Origin of the sequence: Hymenobacter translucens (assembly GCF_020685205.1) — a bacterium.
In the GTDB taxonomy this organism is placed as follows: domain Bacteria; phylum Bacteroidota; class Bacteroidia; order Cytophagales; family Hymenobacteraceae; genus Hymenobacter; species Hymenobacter translucens.
In genome coordinates, this window is record NZ_JAJERB010000013.1 from 51,726 (window position 1) to 77,485 (window position 25,760).

The window sequence follows — 25,760 nt, forward strand, 5'->3', positions numbered from 1 at the left end:
TCAGAACCTCAAGCAATGGAGCGTATTGCCTACCCCAGCGAATTGCCCGACTCGTTTTTCACGCTGCCCGCCGCTGTATATGAGGGGCTGCCTTACCGGCCGGAGGAAAGCGCCGAGCTAATCCAGGAGCTGCTGCGCCAGCAGGCCGGCAGCCACGTCATCGTGCTGTACACCAACCACCGCACGGTGCGACTGGTGGGCATCTTTCCGTACGCCGGCACCGAGGCCTATTTTGGATTCTGGGAAACGGCCGATAACGCCGTCGATAACGCCGCGGCCTTTCGTCTGCTGGAAGAAGAAGCCCGCCGCCTGGGCAAGACCAGCCTCACCGGCCCCTACCACTTCAACACCTACCACCGCTACCGCCTGCGCCTGGGCCCGGCACCCTCCTGGCAGCAGTTCGACCGGGAGCCGGTCAACCCGACTTACTACGAAGCGCTGCTGCACGGGCTGGGCTTCCGGCCGAGCATCACCTTCGAAAGCCGCCTGCTTCGCTCCCGGGACGTGGAGCTGACCTACGAGCAGAAAAATCAGATCCTCGAAGCCCTCCACAGCATTCCGTTCGACTTCATCCCCGTCACCCACCACAACTGGGACGTGCTGGAAGACGAGCTGTTCGAGCTGATTGAGCAGATCTTCGGGGCTAACCCTGCTTACAAGCCGGTCACCAAACCCCAGTTCCGGCTGCTGTATAACCGGCAGTACGCCGAACGGCTGTGCCCTCACTCCTCGGTGCTGTTTCGCGACCAGAAAACTGGGCGGCTGGCTGCCCTCAGCCTTTGCCACCCCAACTACACGGCCCTGAATCTTGCGGCCCATCAGCACCCGGTCTTCGAGCGCGACTACCCGCAGCTAACTCACCAGACCCTGCTGGCCAAGACGGTGGGCGTCCACCCCAACTTTCGGCAGCAGGGCCTGATGTCGCTGCTCGCGGCGTATGCCATGCAGGCCTTCCGCGACTACTACCAGGACGTACTGTTCTGTCTGATGCGCTCCGACAACTTTTCCCTGCACTTCACCCAGAGCCTGCCGGTGGAAAAGGCGCATTATGCGCTGTTTAGGAAAGAGCTGATGTAGCCTTAGCCTCGTGCGTCAGCGGACGCTCCGCCTAGTCGGTGCCGTTGAGCAGGTACGCAATGCTGATCTGAGGGTGCTGCGCAAACGAGAAGCGTTGGTTGCTGGTGTATTGCGAGAATTCGGCACTGAACTGATGCTGCCGCCCCCAAATTACGCCTACTGAGTAGCCATAGATATGGCTGGATTCGGTGAATCCATACTGCCGGGTAAGATTGGAAAACCTCAAAAAGGTATAGCGGGGAGAAAAGGTAAACGTCAGCTTCTCATTCATGTGCACGGAAGAAAAAGATGCAACGGACCCGCTATAGCTCAAGGTCTGCAGCATTAACAGGGCAACCGGGCTGGCCCCTGCCTCTAGGCCAACGCTCGAAGCAAACCGGGAGTGCTGGGTTCCCGCTATCTGCGCTTTGCCTGTCAGGGTGAGCTGGGTAGAAGTATTCACCCGGACCCCGACATCCACCCTTTCATTTACGCCATACTTTGCCGACGCTTCACCCACGACGAAATAGGAAGTCTTTGACGAATCGGACGATAAGCTGTAAGCATGTGCATCCAGCTTGCCGGCATTCAGGCTGGCGGTGGCCAGGTACGCGTCTTTTCCCAGCGTCCGGCCCGTCTGGTGAGAGTTTAGCGCAACGCACCCGGGTAGTGCCAGCAGCGCCGGGCAGATAATCACATATCGATAGTTCATCTGCTGACAGAGTTATACAAGTGAAAAAGCGTTGCAGGCAGTGCTGATAAAACTGGAGCTGCTTAGGCTCCTGTCGCTATCCAGTGTTCACCGCGCGAATTCCCGCGCCGGCTAACTAAAAAAGCAGCCCCTCTCTCACCAAGGGGCTGCTTTTCCGCATAATGCATAGCTATTCGCAGGTAATGATTCGCTTCTAAATCGAATATCCAGGTAGTCTATAGATTCGGATAGCTCTAACTCACTCACCTTATTTGCAGCCACCGTTAGCCGGCCATCTGGTATTCTTTGGGCTGAAAGCTTTGCTCGGCCTGCCCCTGCTCCAGGGAGTTAAAGAAGCTTTCAATTACCCGGGGCAGGTAGGGATAGGGGCTCAGGGAGTGGGCCATCAGGTACATGCCCAGGCGGTGCAGGCCAAAGTCAACGGTAGCCAGGTCGAAGCCGCGGCGGAAAGCGGCCTGGTCGGCAAACTGGCCGGTGCGGGCGTGCAGGGCCTGGCGGTAGTGCTCCAGGTACACCGGGCGCAGGTGGTACCGGTCGGCGTCCAGCACAAAGCACAGCAGCTCCGCTACGTCGTACTGGGGTACGTGGTAGGTGGCCAGCTCCCAGTCATAGGCGCAGAACTGCAGCTCCCCGGCGGCGTTGCGCTTAAAGCAAGTGTTGCGGGGGTTCAGATCGTTGTGAATAAGCGTCTTGGGCATGTCTTCCAGCTCCGACCAGTACGTGGGGATACCCGCAATGGCCCGGCGCAGCAGGATTTCCCGCTCGGGGCCGTACTGGGTGGGCAGGTGGGTAGCGGCGTTGGTGAGCAAGGCCGTCCAGAGCGGGGCCATGCGCTGCATAAACTCCCCGGACGGAACATCCTCACCGTAGTACTTGAGGCGAAGGTAGCCGGCTACCAGATGGTCGGCGTGCCAGTCGGCCAGCTGAGTGAGGGCCGTGCGGATATGCTCGTCGGTCCACTGCTCGGGAGCCATTACCGAGTTCAGCAGCTCCACGTCTTCTAAGTACTCCATCAGCACCACGTAGGTCTGGTCGGCTTCGTTGGCGTGAGTGGCCCACACCTCGGGCAGCAGGGCGCTGGTTTCCTCATAGGCCCGCAGCTCCCGCCAATGGGTGTGCTCAAAGCCGGTCAGGGCCTCGTACGCCGGATACGTAGCGGCTACCACGCCGCCGCAGGCCTGGGCCAGACCGCCGAGCATGGCCGAGATTTCCCGGCCGTTGGGTTTGAGCTTCAGCACCAGCCGCTTGGTATGGCGGGTGCCGTCCACCTGCATGGTCACCGACAGCCCGAAGTGGCCGACCGGCTTTTCGGTTTGCCCGGCAGTCAGGATGGTCAGGATGCTGGAGGAGTTGTCGACGGGCAGCAGCTCCACCTGCTCCACCCGGATGCGGCGGTGAGGGGCGTGCTCCTGCATAATGGTTTCGAGGAAGGCGGGGCTGAGGTAGTCGGAAAGGAACATGGCAGTAGGGTTGGAAAGGGTAGCCGTTGAAACTTTCCGAAGATTAGTGCTTCGGTCCGCCACTGTCGATACCAATTTCTGATTTTCAGGGACTTTTCAGAGAGGATATCAACTGGCCTGGATTCGTTGCCAGCAAACCGAAATAAAGTTTCTGCGTGCGTTTATACCCTCATTCACCTACCAGAAAATCAGACTTTTCAAGCCGAAAAAAACACAGGCTTATTCGCCTATTGAGCAGTATTTTTTCGTTGATGCCGACTGTCCGCAGCAGGCGAAGCAGCCCGGTAGGCGGGCGTTAGTCGCCGCTGGGCTCCCAGCTCAGCACCCGCACGTTGCGGAAGTAAAAGCAGGCCTCGTGAGCCGACAGCTTTGCGGACTCGGCGGCCAGCAGCGGAATAGTTGCAGTGCGCGCCTCGGCCTGGCTCAGGAGCAGGTTCCAGAATACCACCCGGAGTGGAACCCCGCGCTGGCCCAGGGCCTGGCAGACCCGCTCAAATTCGGCTGGACTCACGTACTCAAAGATGTTGGACAGGCTGGCCTTGGTAATGATCCGGCCTTCCTCCGAGAGCAGGAAGTCGATGGCTTCGCCGGTTTCAATCCGGAGCGTCGGCAGCTGGCGGCGGAGCGTTTCGTAGTGGGCAGCCTGGTAGCAGGGTGGCAGTACGTGGTCGGGCAGTTCGGGGCCGAAGAAGAAGAAGCGCAGAAAGAAGTTGTCCCGGGCCAGCTGAGTGCCCAGGTGGCGGCGCAGGCGGGCAAAGAAGGCTTCCCCGCCCGATTCTTCCGCGTACTTGAACAGCTTCGGGTCCCGGCCCTTGCTCAGGTTAGCCTCGTCGAAGTAATCGATGAACTGCCGGCGGAAGTCGGTGGGCTCCACCTCAGAGACAAAGTAGCGGTGCTGAGCCTCCTCGTTGTCGAACGACAGCAGGTGGCGAAGCCGGGCCTGAGCGGCGGCGTCGAGAGTAGCAAAGAAGTTAGTAATAAAGCTTTCCAGCCGGCCCGCAGTGAGGATGCCGCCCGGGTGGCTGGCGAAAAACGACTCCCAGTACGGCTGCTCTTCGGCCCCCAGCGTAGCGCGCACCTCCGCCCAGGCCTGCCGGGCGGCGTCGGGGCCATCAAAGCCTATCAGTCCGCGAAAAACCGGGTGGGCATGGTGCTGAATAACGTGCTGCTTCAGCTGGAGCAGGCGACTCTGAGCCGGGTTCAGGTCAATGGCCGTGACGCTGGCCGGGGCCTGCAGCAGGGTATTGAGCACGTTGCAGCCGGCCCCGCAGATAATCAGGGCGTGGTCGGTAGGCTGGAGCTGCAGGGCCTGGTAGAGCGTAGCGCTGCCTTCCCACACCAGCGAATAGCGCAGCCGGTCCAGCTCCACGTTATAGAATTCGGATTGCATGGGGTGGTGCTTGTTAGTTGTTGATTGTTGCTTGTTGGTTGTTGTCATCCTTAATCTGTTGTCCGCTTGCGAACCGCAGGCCCACATTGTCAAGGGCCTTATCAGGATTACATAAGTCGTTATTACGATGTTCGTTCGGCTGCAAGTCGTTCCTCGATGCCAAGGTCCTTGGCTCTGCTCAGGATGACAATGAACCAACAATCAGCTACCAGCAATCAGCATCATATCAGCTGGTCGTAGCGAATCTTGGAGTGGTGGCGCTGGTCGACGGGCAGCCCGGGGCGGTGGTGCAGGCCGGTGAAAAGAGCAGCCGGAAACGAGGCTGCCCGCAGCGCCTGGCTGACCTGCCCTGCCGTAGCGGCTCCTTCCCAGTATACAGCAAATCCCGCCGGCTCGGCCCGGGCCGCCGCCCGCTCCACGCCCGGCAGCTGCTGGAGCACCTGCTCGACCTGGTAGTGCTGCACGCCCTGGTGCAGGGTGGTGTTGCCCTGCCGGCCGGTCAGCCAGAGGTTGCCCGCATCGTCGAAGTAGCCGAAGTCGCCGGTAGCCAGTATGCCGTCGGGGGTCTGGGCAGCTACGTGGGCCCCGCGCACCGTTATTTCCCCGACTTCCCGCCGGGTGCCGTTGGCCAGCGTTACTTCTCCCATCGGCTTCAGCCGGAGCCGGCAGTTCAGCCCCGCCACGACCGGGCCTACGCAATAGCCGTCCCGAGGGCTGGGCGCGGGGACAGAAATGAAACGGCGCACGGCAATGGGCTCGGCCTCGGAGGAGCCGTAGATGACAAATATTCCCGCCCCGGCAAAAGCCGCTTGCAGCTCCTGAAGCAGCTTTTCCGGTACCGGGGAGCCGCCCACGCCCACCGCCTGCACCGCCGGAAAGCCGCCAGGCCAGGCCAGCAGCGCCGGCAGCAGGCGCCGGAAGTAAAACACGTTGCCGGTCAGGGTGTGCACCTGCCCGGCGGCAATCTGTGCGGCCACGGCGTCGGCATCGAGCAGGGGCAGGTTTCCCCAGGGCAGGTCGGGGAGCACGGTGAGCACCCCGGCGGAAAGGTTATGAAGCAGCACGTTGGGAAAAAGCGGGAAGTCACGCTGCCCGGGCCAGGGCGGAAACACCCGCTTGAGCACCTCGTGCTGGGCCCGCAGCACCCGGTGCGTCCGAACAATCTGCTTGGGACGCCCGGTAGTGCCGGAGCTGTGGGAAATCAGGGCGGGCTGGTCGGCGGGCACGGGCTGGGGCGGCTCCAGGGGAGCGGGGGCAGGCAGGCGGTGGGCCGTCAGGTTGCGCACGCCCCAGCCGCGAAACAGCGCTTTAGCCAGCCAGGGCAAGGGTCTGGCGGACAGGATTGCCGTCAGCTTGCCGAGCCGGACCAGGGTGAGCAGGGTTGCCGGCGTGATACCGGCCGGGGGCAGCACTGCCACGGCCCCGTGGGCCTGTACGGCCAGCAGCCCGCAGATCAGGTCGGGGCCTACGGGCAGCAGCAGCAGGATGCGCTGCCCGGGCTGCACGCGGCGGGCCGCCAGCTCCTGCCGGAACCGGCTGATCTGTCCGGCCAGGTCGGCAGCAGCATACACGCGGGGCGGGGCGTCGGGCTCGGGCCATTCCAGCAGGACCCGGTCCGGGTTGGCCGCCAGTACGGCAAAGACGGATTCAACGAAGTTGGCAGTCATCCGAAAGAGGTATAGCCCGCAAGGTAGCTTTTCTCCACAGTCGAAAGAATGCCCAGCACCAGCGGCAGCAGGCTAGCGGGCAAACGGCCACCGCTGCTGGCGGCGGCTCCAAAGCAGGAATACGCCGGTGCCCACGGCCATCATCAGCAGGGCGCCGACCTGGAAGGGCAGGTACCGGCCGGGCAGCCCCAGCCAGCCCAGCGGAATGCCGTCCTGAATACTGTAGAACATCCAGAGCCAGACGGCCACGGCCACCATGACGGGCAGCGGGTAAAGCGGCATCCGGAAGGGCAGCCCGGCGGTGCCCCGGCGCCGGCGCAGCAGCACCAGCCCCACGGCCTGGCCCACGAACTGCACCAGGATGCGCATGGCCAGGATGGCACTGATAACCTCGCCCAGCTTAAAGAGCAGGCTGAACAGAAACCCCAGCCCGCCCAGCAGCAGCAGCGACACGTGCGGAAAGTGCTTGGTAGGATGGGTGCGCGCAAACACCGGCAGAAACTCCCCGTCGGCCGCGGCGGCGTAGGGAATGCGGGAGTAGCCCAGCAGCACCGCGAACAGGGAAGCAAACGCCACCCACAAAACCAGCGCCGTGGCCGCCTTGGCCGCCACCGGCCCGTAGAGCTGCTCCACGAAGGTGCTCACGATAAACTTGGAGTGCTGCGCGTCCTGCCACGGAATCACGGTGCCCACGCTCCAGTTAAGCAGCAGGTACAAGGCCATGATGCCCAGGATACTCAGAAAGATGCTGCGCGGAATCAGCTTGTGCGGCTCCTTGACTTCCGCGCCCAGGTGGCAGATGTTGTAGTAGCCCAGGTAGGAGTAGATGGTCTTGACCGCCGCCTGCCCCATGGCCGCCGACAAGAGCAGCCCCGGCAGGTCGCCGATGCCCCCGACGGGCAGCCAGGCCACGGCGTGGTTGCTGTTGGTGAGCCCCCCGAAGATCAGCCAGGCCATCAGCCCCAGCACGCCCACCCAAAGCAGCACGCCCAGCTTGCCGATTTCCTCGATGCGCCGGTAAAGCAGCCCGATCAGCAGGAGCACCACCACGCCCGACACCAGCTTGGCCTGCCACGGCTCGGTGAGGGGCACCAGGTAGCCGAAGTACTGGGCAAAGCCGATGGCACCGGAGGCTACTACCAACGGAGCCTGCACCAGCGTCTGCCATACGTACAGAAACGACATCAGCCGTCCCCAGGTATGCTCGCCGTAGGCCAGCTTCAGAAACCGGTAGGAGCCGCCCGCCTCGGGGTAGGCCGCGCCCAGCTCGCTCCAGATCAGCCCGTCCACGAGGCTCAGCCCCGCACCTACCAGCCAGGCCAGCAGGAAGTACGGTCCCATAAAGCCCATGACCAGCGGCAGCGTGACAAACGGGCCGATGCCCACCATGTCAATCATGTTGAGGGCGGTGGCCTGCACCAGGCCCAGGCGGCGCTGCAGCACGGGCGCGGGAGGAGAATCGAGTTGGGGCATAAGCAGGTGGAAAAGAAGCCGGGGTCGTAAAAGTCGGATAAAACCGGAATGTTCAGCGGGGGCCGGCCGGTAGCCCGCCGGGATGCCGGGCCGAACGGCTCAGGCACCCTTAGCTTAACCCCAGCCCCCGGGTCTGCGTAGCTGAGAACTTCTTTCGCTCAACCATGCCCTTCACGCCCGGCACCCATCGTATAAGCGCATCTTTTTGAAAGCCCGATTCATCGGCCGCGCGTAGCGCGTGGCTGATCGGAAAGCATCACTCAAATCTGATACCTTGGAGCACAGTAGCACGGGGCCCTGGTTTCGCGCTGCCAGCCCCTGCGCCGCATCCTGAAAACGAAAACGCCCTATGCCCACGTTACCCCACAACCTCTCTCTTATTACCCTGCCCGTTAACCCATTCGAGTCGTTCTGGATGGCGGGTTACGAGTGCACCGACCAGCTCAACGCCTATGGCAACCGCGTCGACTTCCTGCACCTCACCGGCCATTACCAGCGCCTGGAGGAAGACTACCAAGGCCTCGGGCAGTTCAACATCAGGACCGTGCGCGAAGGCATCCGCTGGAGCCACATCGAAAAGGTACCCTACCAGTACGACTGGAGCACGGTCAAGGAGATGATTGCCGCCGGCAAGCGCCTGGGCATTCAGCAGGTGTGGGACCTTTGCCACTTCGGCTACCCCGATGACCTGACGCCCCTGCACCCCATGTTTGCCCGCCGGTTCGGCGCGCTGTGCCGGGCCTTTGTAGAGTTCTACCGCACCCAGGATCCCGACGGCACGCTGATCGTGACGCCCATCAACGAGCCCAGCTTTATGGCCTGGCTGGGTGGCGACGTACGCGGCACCTCGCCGTACTGCGTAGGCCAGGGCTGGGAAGTGAAGTACCGCCTGATGAAAGCCTACATCGAGGGTGTAGCCGCCATCCGGGCCACCGACTCCCGGGTGCGCATCATGACCACCGACCCGCTCGTGAACTTCGTGCCGGCCCTCGACGCCAGCCCCGAGCACCGGCAGGAAGTGAAAAACATCAACGAGTGGCAGTTCCAGTGCGTCGACATCCTGGCCGGGCGGCTCTGCCCCGAGCTGGGCGGACGCGAGGACTACCTCGACATCCTGGGCTTCAACTACTACTACGACAACCAGTGGGAGCATTACAAGGGCCGGCTGCTGTGGGAGCAGAAGCCCCGGGATGCCCGCTGGATGCCGTTTCACAAGCTGCTCGCCAAAGCCTACAAGCGCTACAACCGCCCCGTCGTCATCACCGAGACCAGCCACCTGGGCGTGGGCCGGGGCGAGTGGGTGCTGGAAATGGCCGACGAGTGCGCCAAGGTGCTGCGCAAGGGCATTCCGCTCTGGGGCATCTGCCTCTACCCCATCATCGACCGGCCCAACTGGGACAACCTCGTGGACTACCACAACTCCGGCCTCTGGGACGTGGACCGCGACGCGCCCGATGGCTCCCTGCCCCGGGTGTTGTGCCAGCACTACGCCGATGACCTGCTCCAGGCCCAGGCCCACCTCGAAACGGCCCGGCACCGGCAGCGTACCCGCCTGCCCAAGGCGTCGATACTGTCGTTGTCGTAGAAATAAGTTGTCAGTTGTTTGTTGTCCGTTGTCAGTGGTGTTCTGATAACGGACAACAAACAACTGACAACGAACAACTAAATACACCATGAGCCCGCCCTCCTCCAACCCAAGCACCGACGAGTTGCTGCGCCACTTCCGCCAGGCGTTTACCGACTCGACGCTGTCGACCGACGAGGCCCGGCGGCTGCGGCAGGAGCTGGCCGACCACGGGCAGCACGGCGCCGCGTTAGATGAGCTGCGCCACCAGCTGTTCGCCATGGCCCGGGCCCGGTTCAACTCGTTTCAGGATAAAAGCGCCATTGAGTGGCTGGAATCGGCCAGCGCCCTGCTGCTGCCGGCCGAAACCGGTCCGCCCGCCCATACCGAGGTACACTTCAGCCCGGGCACGGAGTGCGTGGAGGCCATTCAGCGGTTTATCAGCCATGCCGCCCACCGCCTCGACGTGTGCGTGTTCACCATTTCCGACGACCGACTGACGGACTGCCTGCTCACCGCCCACCGCCACGGCGTGCAGATCCGCCTGCTCACCGACGACGAAAAGCTGTTTGACAAGGGCTCGGACATCCGGCAGCTGGCCGCAGCCGGCATTCCGGTGCGCACCGACGTGACGGAAAACCACATGCACCACAAGTTTGCCGTGGCCGACGGGCGGGTAGCCCTCACCGGCAGCTACAACTGGACCCGCTCGGCCGCCCTCTACAACCTCGAAAACCTGCTTATCACCGACGAGCCGGCCGTGGTGCGCCGCTTCAGCAGCGAGTTTGACCGGCTCTGGGCGCAGATGACGGTTTACAAGTAAGTCAGGAGCGTACGACACCGGGGCGCGGTGCCACTTGCTACCTGAAGCCGGCAGCCTATCTTTAGCTCATGACCCAGCCTGCCCTCGCCTACCTGCCCTCCCCCATCGGTCCGCTTGAAATCCAGGGCTCCGATGCCGGCGTGGCGGCCATCCGCTTCCTGAACGAGCCGGTAGCTAGCGTCACGCTGGCTTTGCCGGTGCCCTCCTGCCTGCACGACTGTCACCAGCAGCTGAAAGCGTACTTCGGCGGGGAGCTGCGCGATTTCACGCTGACTTACGACGTGCGGCAGGGCACCGAGTTTCAGCGCCGGGTGTGGACGGTATTGACGGAAATCGGGTTCGGGCAGACGGCTTCCTACCTTGACCTGGCCCGGAAGCTGAACAACCCCGGCGCGGTGCGGGCAGTGGGCGCGGCCAACGGGCAGAACCCTTTGTCCATCGTCTGGCCCTGCCACCGCATCATCGGGTCGGGCGGGCAGCTTACGGGCTACGCCGGGGGCATGAGCCGCAAGCGGTGGCTGCTGGACCTGGAAAAGCCCCCGGCCCAACTGGGGTTGTTTTAAATAGTTGTTAGTTATCGGTTGTTAGAATTGTCCTGACAACGGACAACTAACAACCGATAACTAACCCTCCCTTACTTCCGCGCCGTCGACTTCGGCTCAGCGCCTACGAAGGGCAGCAGGCGCTGGTAGATAACGTTGCGCGACCAGAAGAGCTGCAGCACCATGGCCGCGTGCTTTTTGCCCGGCAGCACCTCGAATTGGGGAGCAAAGCCGGTATCGATGAGCTTCTGCCGGAACCGGGCGGTGCTGCTGGTAATGGACGGGTACGTGTTTTCGCCCACGAAAATCAGAAAGGGCGGAGCCTGGGCCGACACGTGGTAGATGGGCGACATGGCTTTCCACACCGCCGGGTCTTTGCCGTATGGTATCAGGTAGTCGGCGTCGCCGGGGTATTCCTGCTTCTGCAGGTAGGCATGCATGTCCAGTCCGGCGGCATCGTTCAGAATAACGCCCTGCACCGGATTGGTGCTCAGCCCGAGGCGGGCAAACTGCCGGCTGTCGGTAGCCAGCAGCGCGGCCAGCCCGCCCCCGGCCGAGTGGCCCAGCAGAAAGATGCGCTGCGGGTCGCCGCCGTAGGAGCCGATGTTCTGGCTGACCCACTGCACGGCCCGGGCGCAGTCTTCAGCCATGGCGGGCACCTGCACCGAGGGTGAGAGGCGGTAGTTGACGACCACGGCCACAACGCCCTGCCGGGCGAGCCGCCGCCCGATAAACGAGTAGAAGTTCTTGTTGCCGCTGTTCCAGCTGCCGCCGTGAATAAAGACCACCACGGGCCGGGGGCCGGCTTTGTGCCGGGGCGCGTACACGTCGAGCAGGTGGCGTTCCGCATCAAAGCCCGGCGCCGAGGCCGACTGGTAGGCTATATCCCGGGTGCGGTGGCTGCCCCGGCCTACCGCGTACTCGTTGGCGAGCAGCAGCAGCACGGCGGCCAGCAAAAAGCCCGGAACGAGCAGGTAGCGTAGTGAAAGCATAGCGGATCAGAAAAATGCCCGCGGGTGGCGGACGGGTTCATATACTGCGCCCCGGCGGAAATGGATTGCGCAGCCGGGTTGGGCCTTCGGGAACCAGTTGCCGGCTGGCCATGCTATATCTTTACACCCGACCCGGCGCGCCCGGAGTTATGCCCGCGGTAAACCTGCCGTTCTCAACTTTTCTTTCTCATGAAAAATTTTCTGTTCCTGGCTGCCCTGCTGACTTTGTTTAGCGCCTCTCCCGGATGGGCGCAGCGCAAAGGCAAGGACAAATCGAGCAGCGCGGTGCCGCTGGATGCCAGCAGCCGCCTGCGTCCTTTATTCGGCGGCCTTACCCCGGCCCTGGCCGAGCAGATGATGGGCCCCGCCTTTCTGGCCGGCATCGACAAAAGCTTTCCTTCCCGGGCTGAGGCCAGCAAGTTCTTTTCCAACAAGGGCTTCGAGTACCTGGCCGAAAACCAGCCCGACACGGCCATCTACCGCTTCAACCTGGCCTGGCTGCTCGATCAGAAAAATGCCGATGCCTACCGGGGCCTGGGCGTCATCAGCGCCCGCAACCCCACTACCGACGAAACCGTGAGTTTGTTGACCCAGGGGCTGGCCCTGGCGCCCAACGATGCCTACATGCTCAGCGACCTGGGCGCTACCTACCTGATCCGCTACCAGCAGACGCAAAAAAAGAAGGACCTGAAAACCGGCGCTGACCTGCTCACCAAGGCCCTGGCCGCAAACCCGAACAACGCCATAGCCTGGCAGGAGATGGCCCGGGCCAACTTTCACCAGGGAGAGTACACCAAAGCCTGGGAGGCCATTCATAAAGGCCGGAACCTGGACCTGACCAGCCTCAACTTCGCCCTGATCAGCGAATTGCTACAGAAGCAGCCCGACCCCCAGGGTACGTTCAAATAAAGGACGCGCGGCCGCGTTTAGCAACGCCGGGACCCCGCGAGGCGTATGCCGGGCATCACCAACCTTCTTTTGCCCGTGAAGTTTCGCACTCTTCTGCTGCTGGCTCCGCTCTCGGCGGCCCTGCTTAGCCATACTGCTTCGGCGCAGGACAGCCCTGAGCGGCGCAAGCGCTATTTCAACAGCCAGGGCCGGCCCTACCACCGGGGCCCCGTATACCTGACGGCCGGGGGCGGCGTGGGCCTGTACCGCGGCGACCTGACCTCGAGCCCGGCCAACAACTTTATCGGCCCGGCTTTCAGCGGGGGCGTGCTGTACCTGCTGCGGCCCCACCTAGTGCTGGGCGCCGAGGGCAGCTACTTTGTGCTGGGCGCCAAGGACGATGCGGCCGAGCGCAGCTACGCCTTCCGGGGTACCAACGGCTCCGTGGTCACGTTTCTGCGCTACGAGCTGCTGCGCGACGAAAGCGAGTTCGCCACTCCCCGCAGCGGGGCTACGCTGGTAAAGCCTTACGTGATGATCGGCGGGGGTATTTTGTTGTACAACCCCCGTGCCTACGTAGGCACTGAGCGGCCCGACGACCAGACCCAGTTCCTCGGCACCGAGCGCAACGACTATTCAGCCACCGGCTTCGTGGCTCCGGTCGGGGGCGGCGTGGTGTTCCGGCTGACCCGGAAGTTCAACGCCACGGTGGAAGGCGCCTACTACCTCACCACTACCGACCACCTCGACGACATCAGCCAGCGTGGCAACCCTTCCCGCAACGACGGCTACGGCCTGCTGCAGATCAAGGGCGAATACTCGCTCGGGAAATAGGTTGTCGGTTATCAGAACGAGACTAACAACCAACAACGCGGACAGCAACCCAAAACAACAAAGGCCCGTCTTCCGACGGGCCTTTGGTTTTACGGTCAGCAGGTAGCCCGTGGGCTATTGCTTTACGAAGCGCTGGTGGAACACCTTCTGCCCGTCGCTGACGGTGAGGGTGTACAGGCCTTTGGCCAGACCATTCACATTCAGGCGGCCGCTGCCTTCGTAGCGGGCTCCCGTCACGACCACGCCACGCACGTCGGTAACCTGCACGGATACGGCGTCAGTGTTGCCGGGCAGCGCCAGGCGCAGCACGTCGGTAGCGGGGTTGGGATACACTTCCATCAACTGCGCCTGCTCGTTGCCAATCGGCGTAGAGCCGGTCAGCGAGTAGGTGCTGGTCGAGCTGACGCCGGCAATGGCAGTGCCGCCGGTGATGCTGACGGTGTAGTCCTCGGTTTCGCCATAGCTGTAGGAGTTGCAGCTGGTAGTACCCGAGTTATCGCTCATCACAATCCGCATCCGGGTGTTACCGGTTTTGGCAGTGGTCGGCACCGTGAACGTACCCGACAGCGTGGTGGAAGCACTGCTCGACCCGCTAACGACCAGCTCACCGGCGTCGGTGAACGCGCCGTTCTTGTTGTAGTCGATGTATACCTTCCAGTATTCCGTGTACGCCGTGCCGGAGAAGCCAGCCGAGAAGCTTACCGTTTGGGAGGTACCAGCACCAATGCTGGGAGCGGCCAGGGCCGTGCCGTTGTAATAACCGCCGTCAGCGGCCGAGGTGCGGGCCAGGGTTCCCAGCTTCACGTAGTCAATCCATTCGTACGATACGTTGGAGCCTTTCGAAGCGCAGTAAGTGGGTGTGGTAGTGGTGCCTCCACCGTAGGAAGCTCCTACGCCCACTGCATGCCAGGCGTTGGTAACGGCAATTTCTTGGGCAGAGCCCGCGCCGTAGAGGTCTTTAGCCGACTGAATCGAGTAGGTCCGGGCAGCGGCATAGTTAGACGAAGAGGTCAGGTACACGCTTTCGGTGCGGTAGGCGATTTTGCCGGCAGCTTCAATGCCGATACCGGTTACGCTGAAAGCGCTGCCGATGTCGTTGGTACCCGAGCCACCCACCGTCAGGCGGTAGAACCAGTGGTTGAGCACGCCGGAGTTGGTGTGCACCCCCCCGTTGTCGCCGGTGCCGGTGTACCAGTAGGTGCCTTTGTAAGTGTCGGGCTGGCTTTCTGCATTGGGGTTGCTCATCGAGCGCAGCGAAGGCCGCACTTTGTCGATGTCCTCCCCGATCAGCCAGGTTTGCTTGCCGGGCGCCTTGTAGTATTCCACGGCAGCGCCCCAGATGTCGGAGAAGCCTTCGTTAAGGGCGCCGGACTCATATGAGTACGTCAGGTTAGCCGTGCTGGAGCACACTGCGTGGCCGATTTCGTGGGCCGCCACGTCCAGCGACGTCAACGGGTCGAAGCGGGTGTACCCGTCGCCGTACGTCATCACCGAGCCATTCCAGTAAGCATTTTCGTAGCCCTTGCCGTCCCCGGGCGTATCGTCGAAGTGAACGTAGCTCTTGATTTTGGCGCCGGCGTTGTTCCAGGAGTTGCGGGCGTGTACGTTCTTAAAGTAGTCGTACGTGCCCTGGGCACCCCAGTGGGCGTCGAGGGCCGCGTTGTCCATATTGGCGTTGGCGTACTCGGTCCAGCTGTTGTCGGCGTCGATGAAGTCAACGGCGTTGGTGTAGCTGTTGCTTTTGCGGCAGTTGTAGGTTTCGATGCCCGAGCCGCGGGTAAGCTCACGCAGGCGGTAGCCGCCGGTGGCGGTTTCGGTAGCACCGGTCTGGGTACCCGAGTATTTGGTGCCAAAGGTGCCGGTAGCGGCCGCGTGCTTGATGATGTTGTCCTGCAGCACGATCTCGCCGGTGTGGGCGTCCACGTAGATAAAGGCGCGGCTGATCGGCTGCTGGGCATAGATGTTGAACTTCCAGGCCAGCGTGGGCTTGCCCATGCGCAACGTGCCGGAGGCCCGCTGGTTCTGCACGATTACCAGTTCGCCCTGGGGCATATAGGTAGCTACCGGATTGCCTTGCTCCCGCTTCAGGCTGGCTTCTTCGGCCGCATCCTGCCACATATAGCGGGTAGCGCCGACAAAGGCCAGCGCGCTGCGCAGGGCGGTCTGGGCATTGAGCGAAGGCGTGGTATTAACCCCGCGCACCCGCTCGAAGTGGCCGCTCATGCTTTGCACGGCGCCCTGCTTGGCGTGAAGGGAGTAGCTGGCGTGCTCTACCTTGATGCCTTTGTAAAACTGCTCGTATTTTTCGTGTACGAAACCCAGCTGATCGGTTTCCGTTTTAGCCCGTAGCATCTGGTCGTCGGCGGAGAGCTGCAGCTGCTCGGCCAAAGCCCGACGGGCGTCGCTAAGCTGATAGGGCGCGGCATCGGGCCGGAACTGCACCAGGGCCAGGGAGCCGTCTTCGGCCAGAACTTTCTGGGGGGCCCGGGCAGCATCCTGCGCCTGGGTAGAAAAGCTAACCGCACCGCCGATGAGAAGCAGCGCTAAAGCCGAGTAGTTTTTGGACATAAAGAACTTGGTTTGGTTGTGAAGAGAAGATGTGATTGGGACTTAGCTCAGATCAGAGAAGCTGCGGCCAAGTTAATTATTTTATAATACGCAGCTTATTTTATTGAAAAGTCTTCGCGTTAAAAGGAATATATATGCAAAAGCCATAATAAAACTACTCGTTACGCCTAACTTTCAGAAGCGCCCTGGTTTCGTTCTGTGGCCTAAAACATGAATAAACCAGGTACTAGCCCGGCCCCCGCAAAAACCCGCCAGCATCATAATCTTATACATTATTCAGTTCTTCGATGACCAATTCCACCTCATCCTTTGCCCGGCGCTGGAGCCTCCGGGGCCAGACCGCTTTGGTCACCGGCGCGTCCAAGGGTATTGGAGCCGCCGTGGCTGCCGAGCTGCTCAGTCTGGGCGCCACCGTACTGGCCGTTGCCCGCACGGCTGGCCCGCTGCAGGAGCAGGTAGACCAGTGGCAGCAGCAGGGCTTCGATGCCCACGCCCTGCCCGCCGACGTGAGCACCGCCACCGGGCGCACCGCCCTGCTCGAGCAGGTAGCGGCCCGCGCCGGGGCACTGCATATTCTGGTCAACAACGTGGGCACCAATATCCGTAAGCGCACCACCGAGTACGCCCCCGAAGAGTATCAGCAGATCATGGGCACCAACCTGGAATCGGCATTCGGCTTGTGCCAGGGGCTGTATCCGCTGCTGAAAGCCAGCGGGCAGGCCAGTATCGTGAACGTGGCCTCGGTAGCGGGACAAACCCACGTGCGTACCGGAGCCGTGTACGGCATGACGAAAGCGGCCCTGCTGCACCTGAGCCGGTATCTGGCGGTGGAATGGGCCCCGGACGGAATTCGGGTAAACGCCGTGGCACCCTGGTACATCCGCACGCCGCTGGTAGCCGGCGTGCTGGGCAACGAGGAATACCTGGCCGACGTGCTGCGCCACACGCCCCTAAAGCGCATCGGGGAGCCCGAAGAAGTGGGCGCGGCCGTAGCGTTTCTTTGTCTGCCCGCCGCCAGCTACGTCACCGGGCAGTGCCTGAGCGTGGATGGCGGGTTTGTAGTAGGGGGGTTTTGAGTTGTTAGTTGTCGGTTGTCAGGTCGTTCTAACAACTGACAACTGACAACCAACAACTACCCTAGCATCCGCCGCAGACCAGCTTCGTAGCGGTCCAGGGCGCCGGGGTCGGAGGCCAGGTAGAGGAAGGGCTCAATCAGCTCCAGCTCCATCAGCAGAAACTCGCTGCCTGCTTCCACACCATCGACGCGGGCATAGAGGCAGTCGGCGGCAAACTTCTGCACGATGCCGTCGGCCACGGCGAGCAGGTGGGGCGGGGCCGGGTGGGGCTCGATGCCGCCCCCGAGGTAGTGCTGCACCCGGAAATCCCCGGACTTGGGCGTTTTTAGCACGCAGTGGCTGAACTGTCCGCCGAGGTAAATGAACGACCACTCGCCCTGGGTCTGAATCTGGGGCAGAAAGGGCTGGGCCAGGAAATCCTCCTCGTACAGCAGGGAGTCGAGCCGGTCGATGGCAGCCTGGGCCTCGGCGCGGGTGAGGGCAAAGGTGTTCTTGGCGCCCCCGCTCACGGCGGGCTTCACAATCAATTTTTCCGTGCCCAGGGTTTCAAACAGCTGCTCAGGCTCAAACCGGGCCCCGCGCAGCAGCCAGCGGGTGGGCACGATGCGGACGCCGGCCTGCTCCATTTCGGCCAGGTACTTTTTATCGGCATTCCAGCGCACCGTCGGCACCGGGTTCAGCATCCGCACCCCGGCCTGGTCCAGCTGGTCGAGCCAGGCGTAGAACTCCTGCACCCGGTCGAAGTAGTCCCAGGGCGACTTGAGCAGCAGGGCGTCGTAACCGGCCCAGTTTACCGCGGGGTTGGTCCATACTTCGGGCGTGATGTCGTGGCCGCGGCTGCGCAGAAAGCGCGTGAGCAGCGCATCCTCATCTTCGACGTCGGCGGCCGCGTACTGCGCCAGGCTTTCACAGGTAACCAGAGCAAGCTTCATGGAGTCGGTAACAAATGCTTCGTAGCTGCCGGCTTACGCCCGGGCAAGGCAAGTAGTTGCTTCGGCCGGGCCGGGCTGGACAGGTCTGCCTGCCGCCGGGTAAGTTTCGGGCATTGAATACCGACTCATCCCCCGATGTTTAGCACCCTATTTTTTTCCGGTCAGGTAGTCGGCGGCCAGGGTAGCGAGGGTTTTCACGCCCAGCGTCAGCCCGCTTTCGTCGATCAGAAAGCCAGCGGTGTGGTGGTCGGCAGTGGTGGCCGGGTCGGTGCCCTTTGCCATGCCGCCCACGAACAAAAACAGGCCCGGCACTTTTTCCTGGTAGTACGAGAAGTCTTCGGCCCCGGTAACGGCCTTTTGCTCGATGACGTGGCCGGGTCCGGCCACCGACTGCAGCGTGGGCAGCATCCGGCTGGTCAGGGCCAGGTCGTTGAAGGTGACCGGGACGTAGGGCTCGATGGTGACTTCGGCGGTGGCCCCGGCGCTTTCGGCAATGTTGGTGGCAATGCGCCGCACCGAAGCCCAGATCTGCTTCTGCACCTCGGGGTTCAGCGCCCGGATGGTGCCGCTTAGCTCTACGTCGGGCGGAATCACGTTGTAGCGCACCCCGGCGTGGATGGTGCCCACGGTAACCACAGCCGCATCATCCGTGAGCTTCACCTGCCGGCTTACAATGGTCTGCAGCCCCAGGATAATCTGAGCGGCCGTCACGACCGGATCCACGCTGTTCCAGGGGTAGGCGCCGTGGGAGCCCTTGCCGTGCACCTTGATGGTGAACCGGTCGGAACTGGCCATTTCGCCCCCGGGTCGGTAGCTGAGGTTGCCTACTTCGGTCTGCGCCTGAATATGCACCCCGAAGATGGCGTCGACTTTGGGGTTTTCCAGCACCTTTTCCTTGACCATCAGCTTGGCCCCGCCTTCCTCGCCGGGCAGAGAGCCTTCCTCGGCGGGCTGGAAGATAAACTTGACGGTACCGGGCAGATCCTTCTTCACCTGGCTTAGCACTTCGGCCGCGCCCATCAGCATGGCCACGTGGGTATCGTGCCCGCAGGCGTGCATCACTCCTACCGGCTGGCCCAGGTACGTGGACTTCACCTTCGAGGCAAATGGCAGGCTATTGCTTTCCGTAATGGGCAGGGCGTCCATATCGGCGCGCAGCGCTACTACGGGGCCCGGCTTGCCGCCGCGCAGAATGCCGACCACGCCGGTGCGGGCCACGCCGGTCTGAACTTCCAGCCCCAGGCTTTTCAGGTGAGCGGCAATGATGCCAGCGGTGCGGGTTTCCAGATTGCCCAGCTCGGGGTGCTCGTGCAGGTCGCGGCGCCAGGCAATGACCTTGGCTTCTTCCTGAGTGGAGAGCTTTGCAATGCGGGCATTGAGGGCCGTGTTCTGGGCCAGCAGCGCGGGAGCGGCAGCCAGCATCAGGGCCGCCGTAGCGTAAAGAGTCTTCATGGGAGTACGGCGGAAATTGGAGCAAAAGGTACGACGCCGCCTGTTAGTGGCGGCCGGCATCCCCTGGGTTTCCTTTGAAGAGTAAGCGGACCCGGCTGGCAGCAACCCGGGCGAACCAGCCGGCAGTGGGCACACCAAACGGCGCGGACTACGCAAAATGGATTGGCAGAATAGAGGGCAAATGCTTATTTTTAGCTTTATTCCTGCTTATGCCGATGCTCCGTTTTGCTTTGAACGCCTCTGCTCTCCTGCTGTTGCTGATGCTGATGGCGGCGTCCCCGGCTACGCCCCAGGGCACCGGCGCCCGGCTGCTGCCCTTCCGGCACGGCGACAAATGGGGCTACGCCGACCGCAGCCGCCGGCTGGTGCTGCCCCTGCAGTACGACGAAGCCGGGCCGTTCATCGGCGAAATTGCCTGGGTGAAGGTGGGCGACAAGTACGGCTACATCGATGGCGCCGGCAACCCCATCACGCCGGTGCAGTACGCGCGGGCCGGCAACTTTCACCGCGACCGGGCCCGGGTGGAACTGAACGGGGAGCAGTTCGACATCGACCCGAGCGGGCGTCGCCTCGATGCCGGCCCGGCCGAAGAGCCCGAGGTGGACTTTCTGACCCAGGGCGACATCGTGCGCAAAGACGGCAAGCTGGGCTTCCGCTTCAGCGTGGGCCAGGCCGTGGTACCCCCGCTCTACGACGAAATCCGGGAAGACTACCGGGGGCTGCTGTTCGTGCGCCAGGGCACGCGCTGGGGCGTCATCAACAACAAAAGCAAGCTGGTGCTGCCCCTGGCCTACGACGACATTCGCGTCACGGCGGCCAACGACTTTGTGTACCCGATTGTCGAGCAGCAGGGCCGCTTCGGCTACCTCGACGAAGACGGCAAGCTGCTGGTAGCCCCCCGCTACAAAAGTGCCGAGCCCTTTGTGGAAGGCGCTGCCCGGGTCGTTACCATTGACGGCAAGCCCGGCTACATCGACAGCCGGGGCAAGGAGTACTTCGAGGATTAGTGGCAAGGCTGAGGCGGGTGGTAGGTCAGTCCTTCTGAGTGCTTACTGGAAGCGTTTCGGTGCTTGCTCCCACCGGCTAACCGTTGAGGTGATAGAAGGAGCTGGCCAAGTCCGCAACCTGCTACCCTCCTCCGCCATTCCCGAAATATTCGCACCTTAAAGCCGAAACCACCAACCGTTCCCTTTCCGGCTTATGATCTTTACGCCCAGCCCCATGCTGCTCAAGCTGCTCTACACCCGCGGCAGCCTGCACAACACGCCCGAAGGCGTGGCTTTCAGCATCAAAAACCGCCTCGATACCGTTCGCCTTACCCGCGTCGACCACGTGAAGATTGGCGACGTGCTGATTCCGGCCGAGCAGATTCAGCTGGTGGGCGCCGACGGCACGGCCCAGGCCGCCACCGCCCTGAACGGCGACGGCGCGGGCCGGGAGCTGCCGGTGGGCGAGGTGCTGCAGTTTCAGCTGGCGACTCCGCCCCTGCCCGAAGGCATGCACAGCGTGCAGGTGCAGTTCGCCGCCGACCCGTTCGGCAACCTGAACGTGGAAGTAGAGGACGCCATCGTGCACCAGCCCGAAAACCGCACCCGCATTCCCCGCTCCGACCAGGACGACTACTCCGATGCCGCCATTCAGGCCCGGCAGCGCTTTGCCGAGGAGTTTTCGGGCCAGGAGTTCCAGCATATCAAAAACTACTCGTTCGACGCCCACCAGCTACAGGGCAACTGCGAGCATTTCACCGGCGTGGCCCAGATTCCGATTGGCCTGGCCGGCCCCCTGCACGTGAACGGGGAGCACGCCCAGGGTGACTTCCTGATTCCGATGGCGACAACCGAAGGCACCCTGGTAGCATCCTACAACCGGGGCATTCAGGTGCTCAACCTGTGCGGGGGCGTTAAGTGCACCGTTATCGGCGACGCCATGCAGCGGGCCCCGGTGTTTGTGTTCGACGATGCCCGCGGGGCCCGGGACTTCGGCCGCTGGGTCGAGGAAAACATTGAGCTGATTCGCCCGGAGGCCGAAAGCACCTCCCGCGTAGCCAAGCTGCAGTACATCGACACGTACCTCGCCAACAAGTTTGCTTACCTGCGCTTCAACTACAGCACCGGCGACGCGGCCGGGCAGAACATGGTAGGCCGGGCCACGTTCGCGGCCTGCTCCTGGATTCTGGAGCACTACAAGGGTGCGCCTATCCGCCACTTCTACCTCGAGTCCAACTTTGCCACCGACAAGAAAGCCTCCCAGATCAACGTGATGCGGACCCGGGGCAAGCGGGTGGTAGCCGAAGCCATCGTCAAGCGCGACATCCTGCAGCAGCGCATGCGCGTGACGCCCGAGCAGCTGGCCTACCACGGGCAGGTAAGCAACGTGGGCGCCTTTATTTCGGGGGCCAACAACAACGGCGCCCACTCAGCCAACGGCATCACGGCCATGTTCATTGCCACCGGCCAGGACGTGGCCAACGTGTCGGAGTCGTCGGCGGGGGTGTTGTACTCGGAGGTAACCAAGGAAGGCGACCTGTACCTGAGCATGACGATTCCGTCGCTCATCGTGGCCACCCACGGCGGGGGCACCGGCCTGGCCACCCAGAACGAGTGCCTGCGCATGCTGGGCTGCGTGGGCCGGGGCACGGTCAACAAGTTCGCCGAAATCGTGGCGGGCGTGGTATTGGCCGGGGAGCTCAGCCTGGGCTCTGCCATTTCCTCTTCCGACTGGGTGAGCAGCCACGAGCAGTACGGCCGCAACCGTTAAGCCTAACTACTGGCTTTAGCCAGTATCCTTACTACAAATCGATTAAGCCCCATGAAAAAGGCATTTCTGGTCACGCTGCTTTCCCTGGGCACCTTTCACGCCTGGGCCCAGGCCGGGGAGCGGGATATGGACGACGTTGTGGCCCGCCTGTACCGCGATGCCAACAATCCCGATCGTCTGCGTGACCTCGCCAACGAGGCCGCTTCTTCGCCCCAGGCCTACCTGGTGCCGGTGTGGCAGCCGGGCACGCTGCTCACCATCAGCCGGAACACCCGCCCGGCTCCGGGGCTGCGCTACAACGTGGCCCGGCAGCTGCTGGAGCTGAAGGATTCGGTTGGGGGGCTCCGGGTGTTTCCGGTAGGCAGCCTGCGCGGATTTACCATTGGGGAAAGCAGCAATGCCCGCACCTTCCGGACCCGCCTCACCCGGGGCACGGGCAGCAGCTCGGGGCGGGCCTTCGTGGAGATTTTCACCGAACAGCCCGATGGCCCGCTGGTGCTGGCCCTGGCGCACCGCTTTGTCGACAAGCCGGCGGAGATGCACCCTATCCTGCGGGTTGAAACGCAAAAGGCCCGGCGGGAAATCGGGCAGCTGCTGCTGGCCGGCCCGGGTCAGGATGCTCAGGGTGCGCTCCGCCCCCTCGAGCTCAACGAGCGGAGCGTGCTGAAGCTGTTCGGCCCGGCCTCGGCCCAGCTGCGGGAATACGCCGCCAAGAACAGCCTGCGCTACGAAGAGCTGGCTGATGTAATGAAGCTGGTCAACGAATACAACCGCCGCCAGGCCGCCGCGCCGGCCAAATAAGCCTGACCCGGCCGGTACCTACCCTCCCTCACGAAAAAGCCCCGCTGGCAGATCCGGCGGGGCTTTTTTGCAACGTAACAACCAGCCTACAGCGGGTCAGCGGTTACTTTGAACTGGTAGTTCATGCGCATGTCGGTATTCTGGCGCAGCGGGGTGCGGAACGTGGTCTGCACCGTCAGCACGTAGTTTTCGGCCTTCAGGTATTTGTCGAGGTTACCGGTGCTGGGCTCCAGATTAATGGTGCTGACTCCGCGGGGAACCGTCATCAGCGAGGCCATCTGCACCCGGTCGGTGCCCTGCATATCCGTGCTAATGTAGAAGGTCACGTTTTCGAGAAAGTCGAAGTTGGAGCCGCTCGGTCCGGTAGCAGTCAGCGTGAGGGCGTCGAGCTTGACGTCTTTAACCAGATTGGCCGCGGTGTTGGCTTTGCGGTAGTCTTCGGTGGCGTCGGTGCTGGTGGGGAAGGACTGGGGCGGGAAAGTAGCCGCGAAGGGCACCGCCGGCATCTGGAACGCATATTCATCGGAAATAGTGAAGGTCAACAGCTTGTCCACCTGTTTCTCCACTTTTTTGCAGCTGCTCATTCCCAGTGCGAACACTGTCATCACAAACAGTAAAATCTTTCTCATAAACAGTGTTATAAATGTTAAAAACTGGTCAAAAGGTAGGGCTTTCCAGGTAATTAATCTACTGCTATATGTTTATAACCAGCCAGTAACAGCGCTGCCCCCGCCATGCTGGCTGCCAAAGCAAACCAGCACCGCGGGGGCAGCGCACTACGGGCCCGGCCCCGGCTACAGCGGGTCCGCCGTCACTTTAAAGCGGGAATCAGCTTTGATGGTTACTTCCTGGGTGAGCAGGCCCGAAGCCTTGACTTTCGTGGTAAGCGTGAAAGCCGAGGCTTTGATGTATTTATCGAGCTTGGCGTTGGCCGAGTTCAGCTCGATGCTGCGTACTCCGCGTGGGATGGAGCTGAGGGAAGCCAGCAGGATCTGGTCGCTCTGGTCGGTGCTGATATACAATTCGATGCTTTCGAGAAAGTCGAACGTCTGGGTCGAGGGGCTGGTGATGGTCAGCGTCAGCTTGTTCAGACTCACGTCCTTGACGAGCTCGGCGCTGGTGTTATTGTTGCGGAAGGTTTCCGACGACCGGGTCGTGACGCTGACGCCGGGCAGGGTCGTGAGCACGCCCACGGGGGAGTTGGCCGGAATGCGGATCGTCTGGCTGTCGTCGATGTAGAACGTGAGCAGCTTGTCGATGTCCGCCTTTTCGCACGACAGCACGCCGAGCAGCAACAGCAGAAAAGGGCCGAGGAAGAGGAGCTTTTTCATGAACGAAAATAGTTGGAAAGTAAAGGAAACGCCGCTTACTCAATTATAGTGCCTGAGCCGGGCGGGCTAGTCCATCATGTCGGCGGCACGGGGCGGCTCGTGCTTGTAGTCGGGATTCCAGCTCATCGGGTAGTGTTCGTCCACGTACTGCAGGGCCGCCTCCGTCAGGTACAGGGGGCGGAACGTATCGACCATTACGGCCAGCTCGTGGGTTTCCTTTTTGCCGATGCTGGCTTCGACCGTGCCCGGGTGCGGCCCGTGGGGAATGCCGCTGGGATGCCAGGTAAACGAGGCCAGGTCCACGCCCTTGCGCGACATGAAGTTACCCGCCACGTAGTACAGCACCTCGTCGGAGTCGACGTTGGAGTGGTTGTAGGGGGCCGGAATGGCCAGCGGGTGGTAGTCGAACAGCCGGGGCACGAACGAGCAGATCACGAAGTTGTTGGCCTCGAAGGTCTGATGCACGGGTGGGGGCTGGTGGATGCGACCCGTTATCGGCTCAAAATCGTGGATGCTGAAGGCGTAGGGATAGAAGTAGCCGTCCCAGCCCACCACGTCGAACGGGGAGTGGCCGTAGGTAAGCTGGTGCAGAAAGCCTTCCTTTTTGACTTGTACGAGGTACTCGCCGGGCTCCTCCTGGATGATAAGCTCGTGCGGGGGGCGCATGTCCCGCTCGCAGTAGGGCGCGTGCTCAAGCAGTTGCCCGAAGTGGTTGCGGTAGCGCCGGCAGGTTTCGATCGGGCTGAACGACTCGATAATCAGCAGCCGGACCGGGCCCTCGTCAAAGTGCAGCTGGTGAATGATGGTGCGCGGAATCACGACGTAGTCGCCGGGCTCGAAGCGGACGATGCCCAGCTGGCTCCACAACTCCCCGCTGCCTTCGTGCACGAAGATCACCTCGTCGGCCAGGGCATTCTTGTAGTAGTACTGCATCCGCCGCTCCGTGGGGTTGCAGATGCTCATGGTCACGTCGGCATTGCCCATCAGCGTCTGGCGGGCCTGCAGGTAGTCGGGGCCGGTGGTTTTCTGGCTGAGCGTGCGCAGGTGGCTGGGCTGCAGGGCCCGGTCCCTGATGAGCCTGGAGCCGTAGGGAATGGCCTCTCCCACCTTGCGGATTTCGGTGGGCGGGTGAATGTGGTAAAGCAGCGACGATACCCCGTGGAAGCCCAGCGTACCAACCAGCTGCTCGGAGTAGAGCGAGCCGTCGGGCTGCCGGAACTGGGTGTGGCGCTTGTGCGGAATCTGGCCGATGCGGTGGTAGAAAGCCATGCGAAAAGTGCTTGCGGGTGGAAAACAGGTGGGGCTGGTAGCGTGAAGGTACGTAGCTCCGCTCAGAAAAGGATGAAGGCACGGGGCGGGGCGGTGGCCCCCAATCCGAAGAATATTCCTTCCTGCCCAACCTTTCCCACGGCTGCTTTTGTTCACCTGCCCCGGGCCCGGAC

General features: G+C 62.5%; 22 protein-coding genes. 10 read left to right on the forward strand and 12 right to left on the reverse strand.

The genetic code is table 11. The features are described 5' to 3' along the window. Positions 1 to 15: 15 nt before the first annotated feature. Complete coding sequence (locus LJY25_RS20590; RefSeq protein WP_227610355.1) at positions 16 to 1,077, forward strand: hypothetical protein; 1,062 nt, start codon at positions 16 to 18, stop codon at positions 1,075 to 1,077. A 31-nt stretch (positions 1,078 to 1,108) separates the two neighbouring features. On the opposite strand, the gene LJY25_RS20595 is transcribed toward LJY25_RS20590, so the two are convergent. The 5 genes from LJY25_RS20595 to LJY25_RS20615 all read right to left on the reverse strand — a co-directional run bounded on the left by LJY25_RS20595 (position 1,109) and on the right by LJY25_RS20615 (position 7,758). Beyond that, positions 1,109 to 1,768 (reverse strand): hypothetical protein, encoded by a 660-nt coding sequence (locus LJY25_RS20595; RefSeq protein WP_227610356.1) that lies wholly within the window; start codon positions 1,766 to 1,768, stop codon positions 1,109 to 1,111. Between the two features lie 263 nt (positions 1,769 to 2,031). Continuing rightward, positions 2,032 to 3,228 (reverse strand): phosphotransferase, encoded by a 1,197-nt coding sequence (locus LJY25_RS20600; RefSeq protein ID WP_227610357.1) that lies wholly within the window; start codon positions 3,226 to 3,228, stop codon positions 2,032 to 2,034. A gap of 295 nt (positions 3,229 to 3,523) precedes the next feature. After that, on the reverse strand, positions 3,524 to 4,618 hold the full coding sequence (locus tag LJY25_RS20605) for a DUF3419 family protein (protein ID WP_227610358.1): 1,095 nt from the start codon (positions 4,616 to 4,618) through the stop codon (positions 3,524 to 3,526). Positions 4,619 to 4,839: 221 nt separating this feature from the next. Next, positions 4,840 to 6,285 (reverse strand): AMP-binding protein, encoded by a 1,446-nt coding sequence (locus tag LJY25_RS20610; protein ID WP_227610359.1) that lies wholly within the window; start codon positions 6,283 to 6,285, stop codon positions 4,840 to 4,842. Between the two features lie 72 nt (positions 6,286 to 6,357). Further along, positions 6,358 to 7,758, reverse strand: a complete 1,401-nt coding sequence (locus tag LJY25_RS20615; protein ID WP_227610360.1) for an APC family permease — start codon at positions 7,756 to 7,758, stop codon at positions 6,358 to 6,360. A 349-nt stretch (positions 7,759 to 8,107) separates the two neighbouring features. On the opposite strand from LJY25_RS20615, the gene LJY25_RS20620 reads away from it, so the two are divergent. The 3 genes from LJY25_RS20620 (at position 8,108) to LJY25_RS20630 (ending at position 10,708) form a co-directional block, all read left to right on the forward strand. Next, on the forward strand, positions 8,108 to 9,343 hold the full coding sequence (locus tag LJY25_RS20620) for a glycoside hydrolase family 1 protein (protein WP_227610361.1): 1,236 nt from the start codon (positions 8,108 to 8,110) through the stop codon (positions 9,341 to 9,343). Between the two features lie 88 nt (positions 9,344 to 9,431). Then, positions 9,432 to 10,145, forward strand: a complete 714-nt coding sequence (locus tag LJY25_RS20625) for a phospholipase D-like domain-containing protein (RefSeq protein WP_227610362.1) — start codon at positions 9,432 to 9,434, stop codon at positions 10,143 to 10,145. Positions 10,146 to 10,213: 68 nt separating this feature from the next. Next, a complete protein-coding gene (locus LJY25_RS20630) occupies positions 10,214 to 10,708 on the forward strand; it encodes a methylated-DNA--[protein]-cysteine S-methyltransferase (RefSeq protein ID WP_227610363.1) in 495 nt (164 codons plus the stop codon). A gap of 71 nt (positions 10,709 to 10,779) precedes the next feature. Here the strand turns inward: LJY25_RS20630 and LJY25_RS20635 are convergent, their stop codons facing one another. Then, the gene (locus tag LJY25_RS20635) at positions 10,780 to 11,679 is read right to left on the reverse strand and encodes an alpha/beta hydrolase (protein WP_227610364.1); all 900 of its coding nucleotides are present in this window, start codon (positions 11,677 to 11,679) and stop codon (positions 10,780 to 10,782) included. 189 nt (positions 11,680 to 11,868) lie between these two features. Here LJY25_RS20635 and LJY25_RS20640 point away from each other — a divergent pair, with 189 nt between their 5' ends. Beyond that, positions 11,869 to 12,588 carry a tetratricopeptide repeat protein gene (locus tag LJY25_RS20640; RefSeq protein ID WP_227610365.1) on the forward strand — a complete coding sequence of 240 codons (720 nt, stop codon included), beginning with the start codon at positions 11,869 to 11,871 and terminating at the stop codon, positions 12,586 to 12,588. Between the two features lie 75 nt (positions 12,589 to 12,663). Then, positions 12,664 to 13,401, forward strand: a complete 738-nt coding sequence (locus tag LJY25_RS20645) for a hypothetical protein (protein ID WP_227610366.1) — start codon at positions 12,664 to 12,666, stop codon at positions 13,399 to 13,401. Between the two features lie 114 nt (positions 13,402 to 13,515). On the opposite strand, the gene LJY25_RS20650 is transcribed toward LJY25_RS20645, so the two are convergent. Further along, entirely contained in the window at positions 13,516 to 15,969 is a 2,454-nt protein-coding gene (locus LJY25_RS20650; RefSeq protein ID WP_227610367.1) for a M4 family metallopeptidase, read from the reverse strand. 287 nt (positions 15,970 to 16,256) lie between these two features. On the opposite strand from LJY25_RS20650, the gene LJY25_RS20655 reads away from it, so the two are divergent. Beyond that, a complete protein-coding gene (locus LJY25_RS20655) occupies positions 16,257 to 17,045 on the forward strand; it encodes an SDR family oxidoreductase (RefSeq protein WP_227610368.1) in 789 nt (262 codons plus the stop codon). A gap of 56 nt (positions 17,046 to 17,101) precedes the next feature. Here the strand turns inward: LJY25_RS20655 and LJY25_RS20660 are convergent, their stop codons facing one another. After that, entirely contained in the window at positions 17,102 to 17,977 is an 876-nt protein-coding gene (locus LJY25_RS20660; protein ID WP_227610369.1) for an ATP-grasp domain-containing protein, read from the reverse strand. Between the two features lie 147 nt (positions 17,978 to 18,124). Then, positions 18,125 to 19,429: an amidohydrolase gene (locus LJY25_RS20665; RefSeq protein WP_227610370.1), complete on the reverse strand. Its 1,305-nt coding sequence runs from the start codon at positions 19,427 to 19,429 to the stop codon at positions 18,125 to 18,127. 230 nt (positions 19,430 to 19,659) lie between these two features. Between LJY25_RS20665 and LJY25_RS20670 the strand changes: the two genes are divergently transcribed. From LJY25_RS20670 to LJY25_RS20680, 3 genes are all read left to right on the forward strand, one after another. Further along, complete coding sequence (locus LJY25_RS20670; RefSeq protein ID WP_227610371.1) at positions 19,660 to 20,436, forward strand: WG repeat-containing protein; 777 nt, start codon at positions 19,660 to 19,662, stop codon at positions 20,434 to 20,436. 193 nt (positions 20,437 to 20,629) lie between these two features. Next, complete coding sequence (locus LJY25_RS20675) at positions 20,630 to 22,186, forward strand: hydroxymethylglutaryl-CoA reductase (protein WP_227610372.1); 1,557 nt, start codon at positions 20,630 to 20,632, stop codon at positions 22,184 to 22,186. Positions 22,187 to 22,237: 51 nt separating this feature from the next. Further along, entirely contained in the window at positions 22,238 to 22,987 is a 750-nt protein-coding gene (locus tag LJY25_RS20680) for a hypothetical protein (protein WP_227610373.1), read from the forward strand. Positions 22,988 to 23,073: 86 nt separating this feature from the next. Here the strand turns inward: LJY25_RS20680 and LJY25_RS20685 are convergent, their stop codons facing one another. The 3 genes from LJY25_RS20685 to LJY25_RS20695 form a co-directional block, all read right to left on the reverse strand. Beyond that, positions 23,074 to 23,616: a hypothetical protein gene (locus tag LJY25_RS20685; protein WP_227610374.1), complete on the reverse strand. Its 543-nt coding sequence runs from the start codon at positions 23,614 to 23,616 to the stop codon at positions 23,074 to 23,076. 165 nt (positions 23,617 to 23,781) lie between these two features. Next, the gene (locus LJY25_RS20690; RefSeq protein ID WP_227610375.1) at positions 23,782 to 24,318 is read right to left on the reverse strand and encodes a hypothetical protein; all 537 of its coding nucleotides are present in this window, start codon (positions 24,316 to 24,318) and stop codon (positions 23,782 to 23,784) included. A 66-nt stretch (positions 24,319 to 24,384) separates the two neighbouring features. Next, positions 24,385 to 25,587: a homogentisate 1,2-dioxygenase gene (locus LJY25_RS20695; protein WP_227610376.1), complete on the reverse strand. Its 1,203-nt coding sequence runs from the start codon at positions 25,585 to 25,587 to the stop codon at positions 24,385 to 24,387. Positions 25,588 to 25,760: the final 173 nt, after the last annotated feature.

Coding starts and splice junctions, on each gene's coding strand:
- LJY25_RS20685 (WP_227610374.1), bottom strand. CDS start 23,616: ATGAGAAAGATTTTACTGTTTGTGATGACAGTGTTCGCACTGGGAATG.
- LJY25_RS20695 (WP_227610376.1), bottom strand. CDS start 25,587: ATGGCTTTCTACCACCGCATCGGCCAGATTCCGCACAAGCGCCACACC.
- LJY25_RS20655 (WP_227610368.1), top strand. CDS start 16,257: ATGACCAATTCCACCTCATCCTTTGCCCGGCGCTGGAGCCTCCGGGGC.
- LJY25_RS20660 (WP_227610369.1), bottom strand. CDS start 17,977: ATGAAGCTTGCTCTGGTTACCTGTGAAAGCCTGGCGCAGTACGCGGCC.
- LJY25_RS20595 (WP_227610356.1), bottom strand. CDS start 1,768: ATGAACTATCGATATGTGATTATCTGCCCGGCGCTGCTGGCACTACCC.
- LJY25_RS20665 (WP_227610370.1), bottom strand. CDS start 19,429: ATGAAGACTCTTTACGCTACGGCGGCCCTGATGCTGGCTGCCGCTCCC.
- LJY25_RS20680 (WP_227610373.1), top strand. CDS start 22,238: ATGAAAAAGGCATTTCTGGTCACGCTGCTTTCCCTGGGCACCTTTCAC.
- LJY25_RS20675 (WP_227610372.1), top strand. CDS start 20,630: ATGATCTTTACGCCCAGCCCCATGCTGCTCAAGCTGCTCTACACCCGC.
- LJY25_RS20640 (WP_227610365.1), top strand. CDS start 11,869: ATGAAAAATTTTCTGTTCCTGGCTGCCCTGCTGACTTTGTTTAGCGCC.
- LJY25_RS20610 (WP_227610359.1), bottom strand. CDS start 6,285: ATGACTGCCAACTTCGTTGAATCCGTCTTTGCCGTACTGGCGGCCAAC.
- LJY25_RS20605 (WP_227610358.1), bottom strand. CDS start 4,618: ATGCAATCCGAATTCTATAACGTGGAGCTGGACCGGCTGCGCTATTCG.
- LJY25_RS20600 (WP_227610357.1), bottom strand. CDS start 3,228: ATGTTCCTTTCCGACTACCTCAGCCCCGCCTTCCTCGAAACCATTATG.
- LJY25_RS20630 (WP_227610363.1), top strand. CDS start 10,214: ATGACCCAGCCTGCCCTCGCCTACCTGCCCTCCCCCATCGGTCCGCTT.
- LJY25_RS20590 (WP_227610355.1), top strand. CDS start 16: ATGGAGCGTATTGCCTACCCCAGCGAATTGCCCGACTCGTTTTTCACG.
- LJY25_RS20625 (WP_227610362.1), top strand. CDS start 9,432: ATGAGCCCGCCCTCCTCCAACCCAAGCACCGACGAGTTGCTGCGCCAC.
- LJY25_RS20615 (WP_227610360.1), bottom strand. CDS start 7,758: ATGCCCCAACTCGATTCTCCTCCCGCGCCCGTGCTGCAGCGCCGCCTG.
- LJY25_RS20635 (WP_227610364.1), bottom strand. CDS start 11,679: ATGCTTTCACTACGCTACCTGCTCGTTCCGGGCTTTTTGCTGGCCGCC.
- LJY25_RS20690 (WP_227610375.1), bottom strand. CDS start 24,318: ATGAAAAAGCTCCTCTTCCTCGGCCCTTTTCTGCTGTTGCTGCTCGGC.
- LJY25_RS20650 (WP_227610367.1), bottom strand. CDS start 15,969: ATGTCCAAAAACTACTCGGCTTTAGCGCTGCTTCTCATCGGCGGTGCG.
- LJY25_RS20620 (WP_227610361.1), top strand. CDS start 8,108: ATGCCCACGTTACCCCACAACCTCTCTCTTATTACCCTGCCCGTTAAC.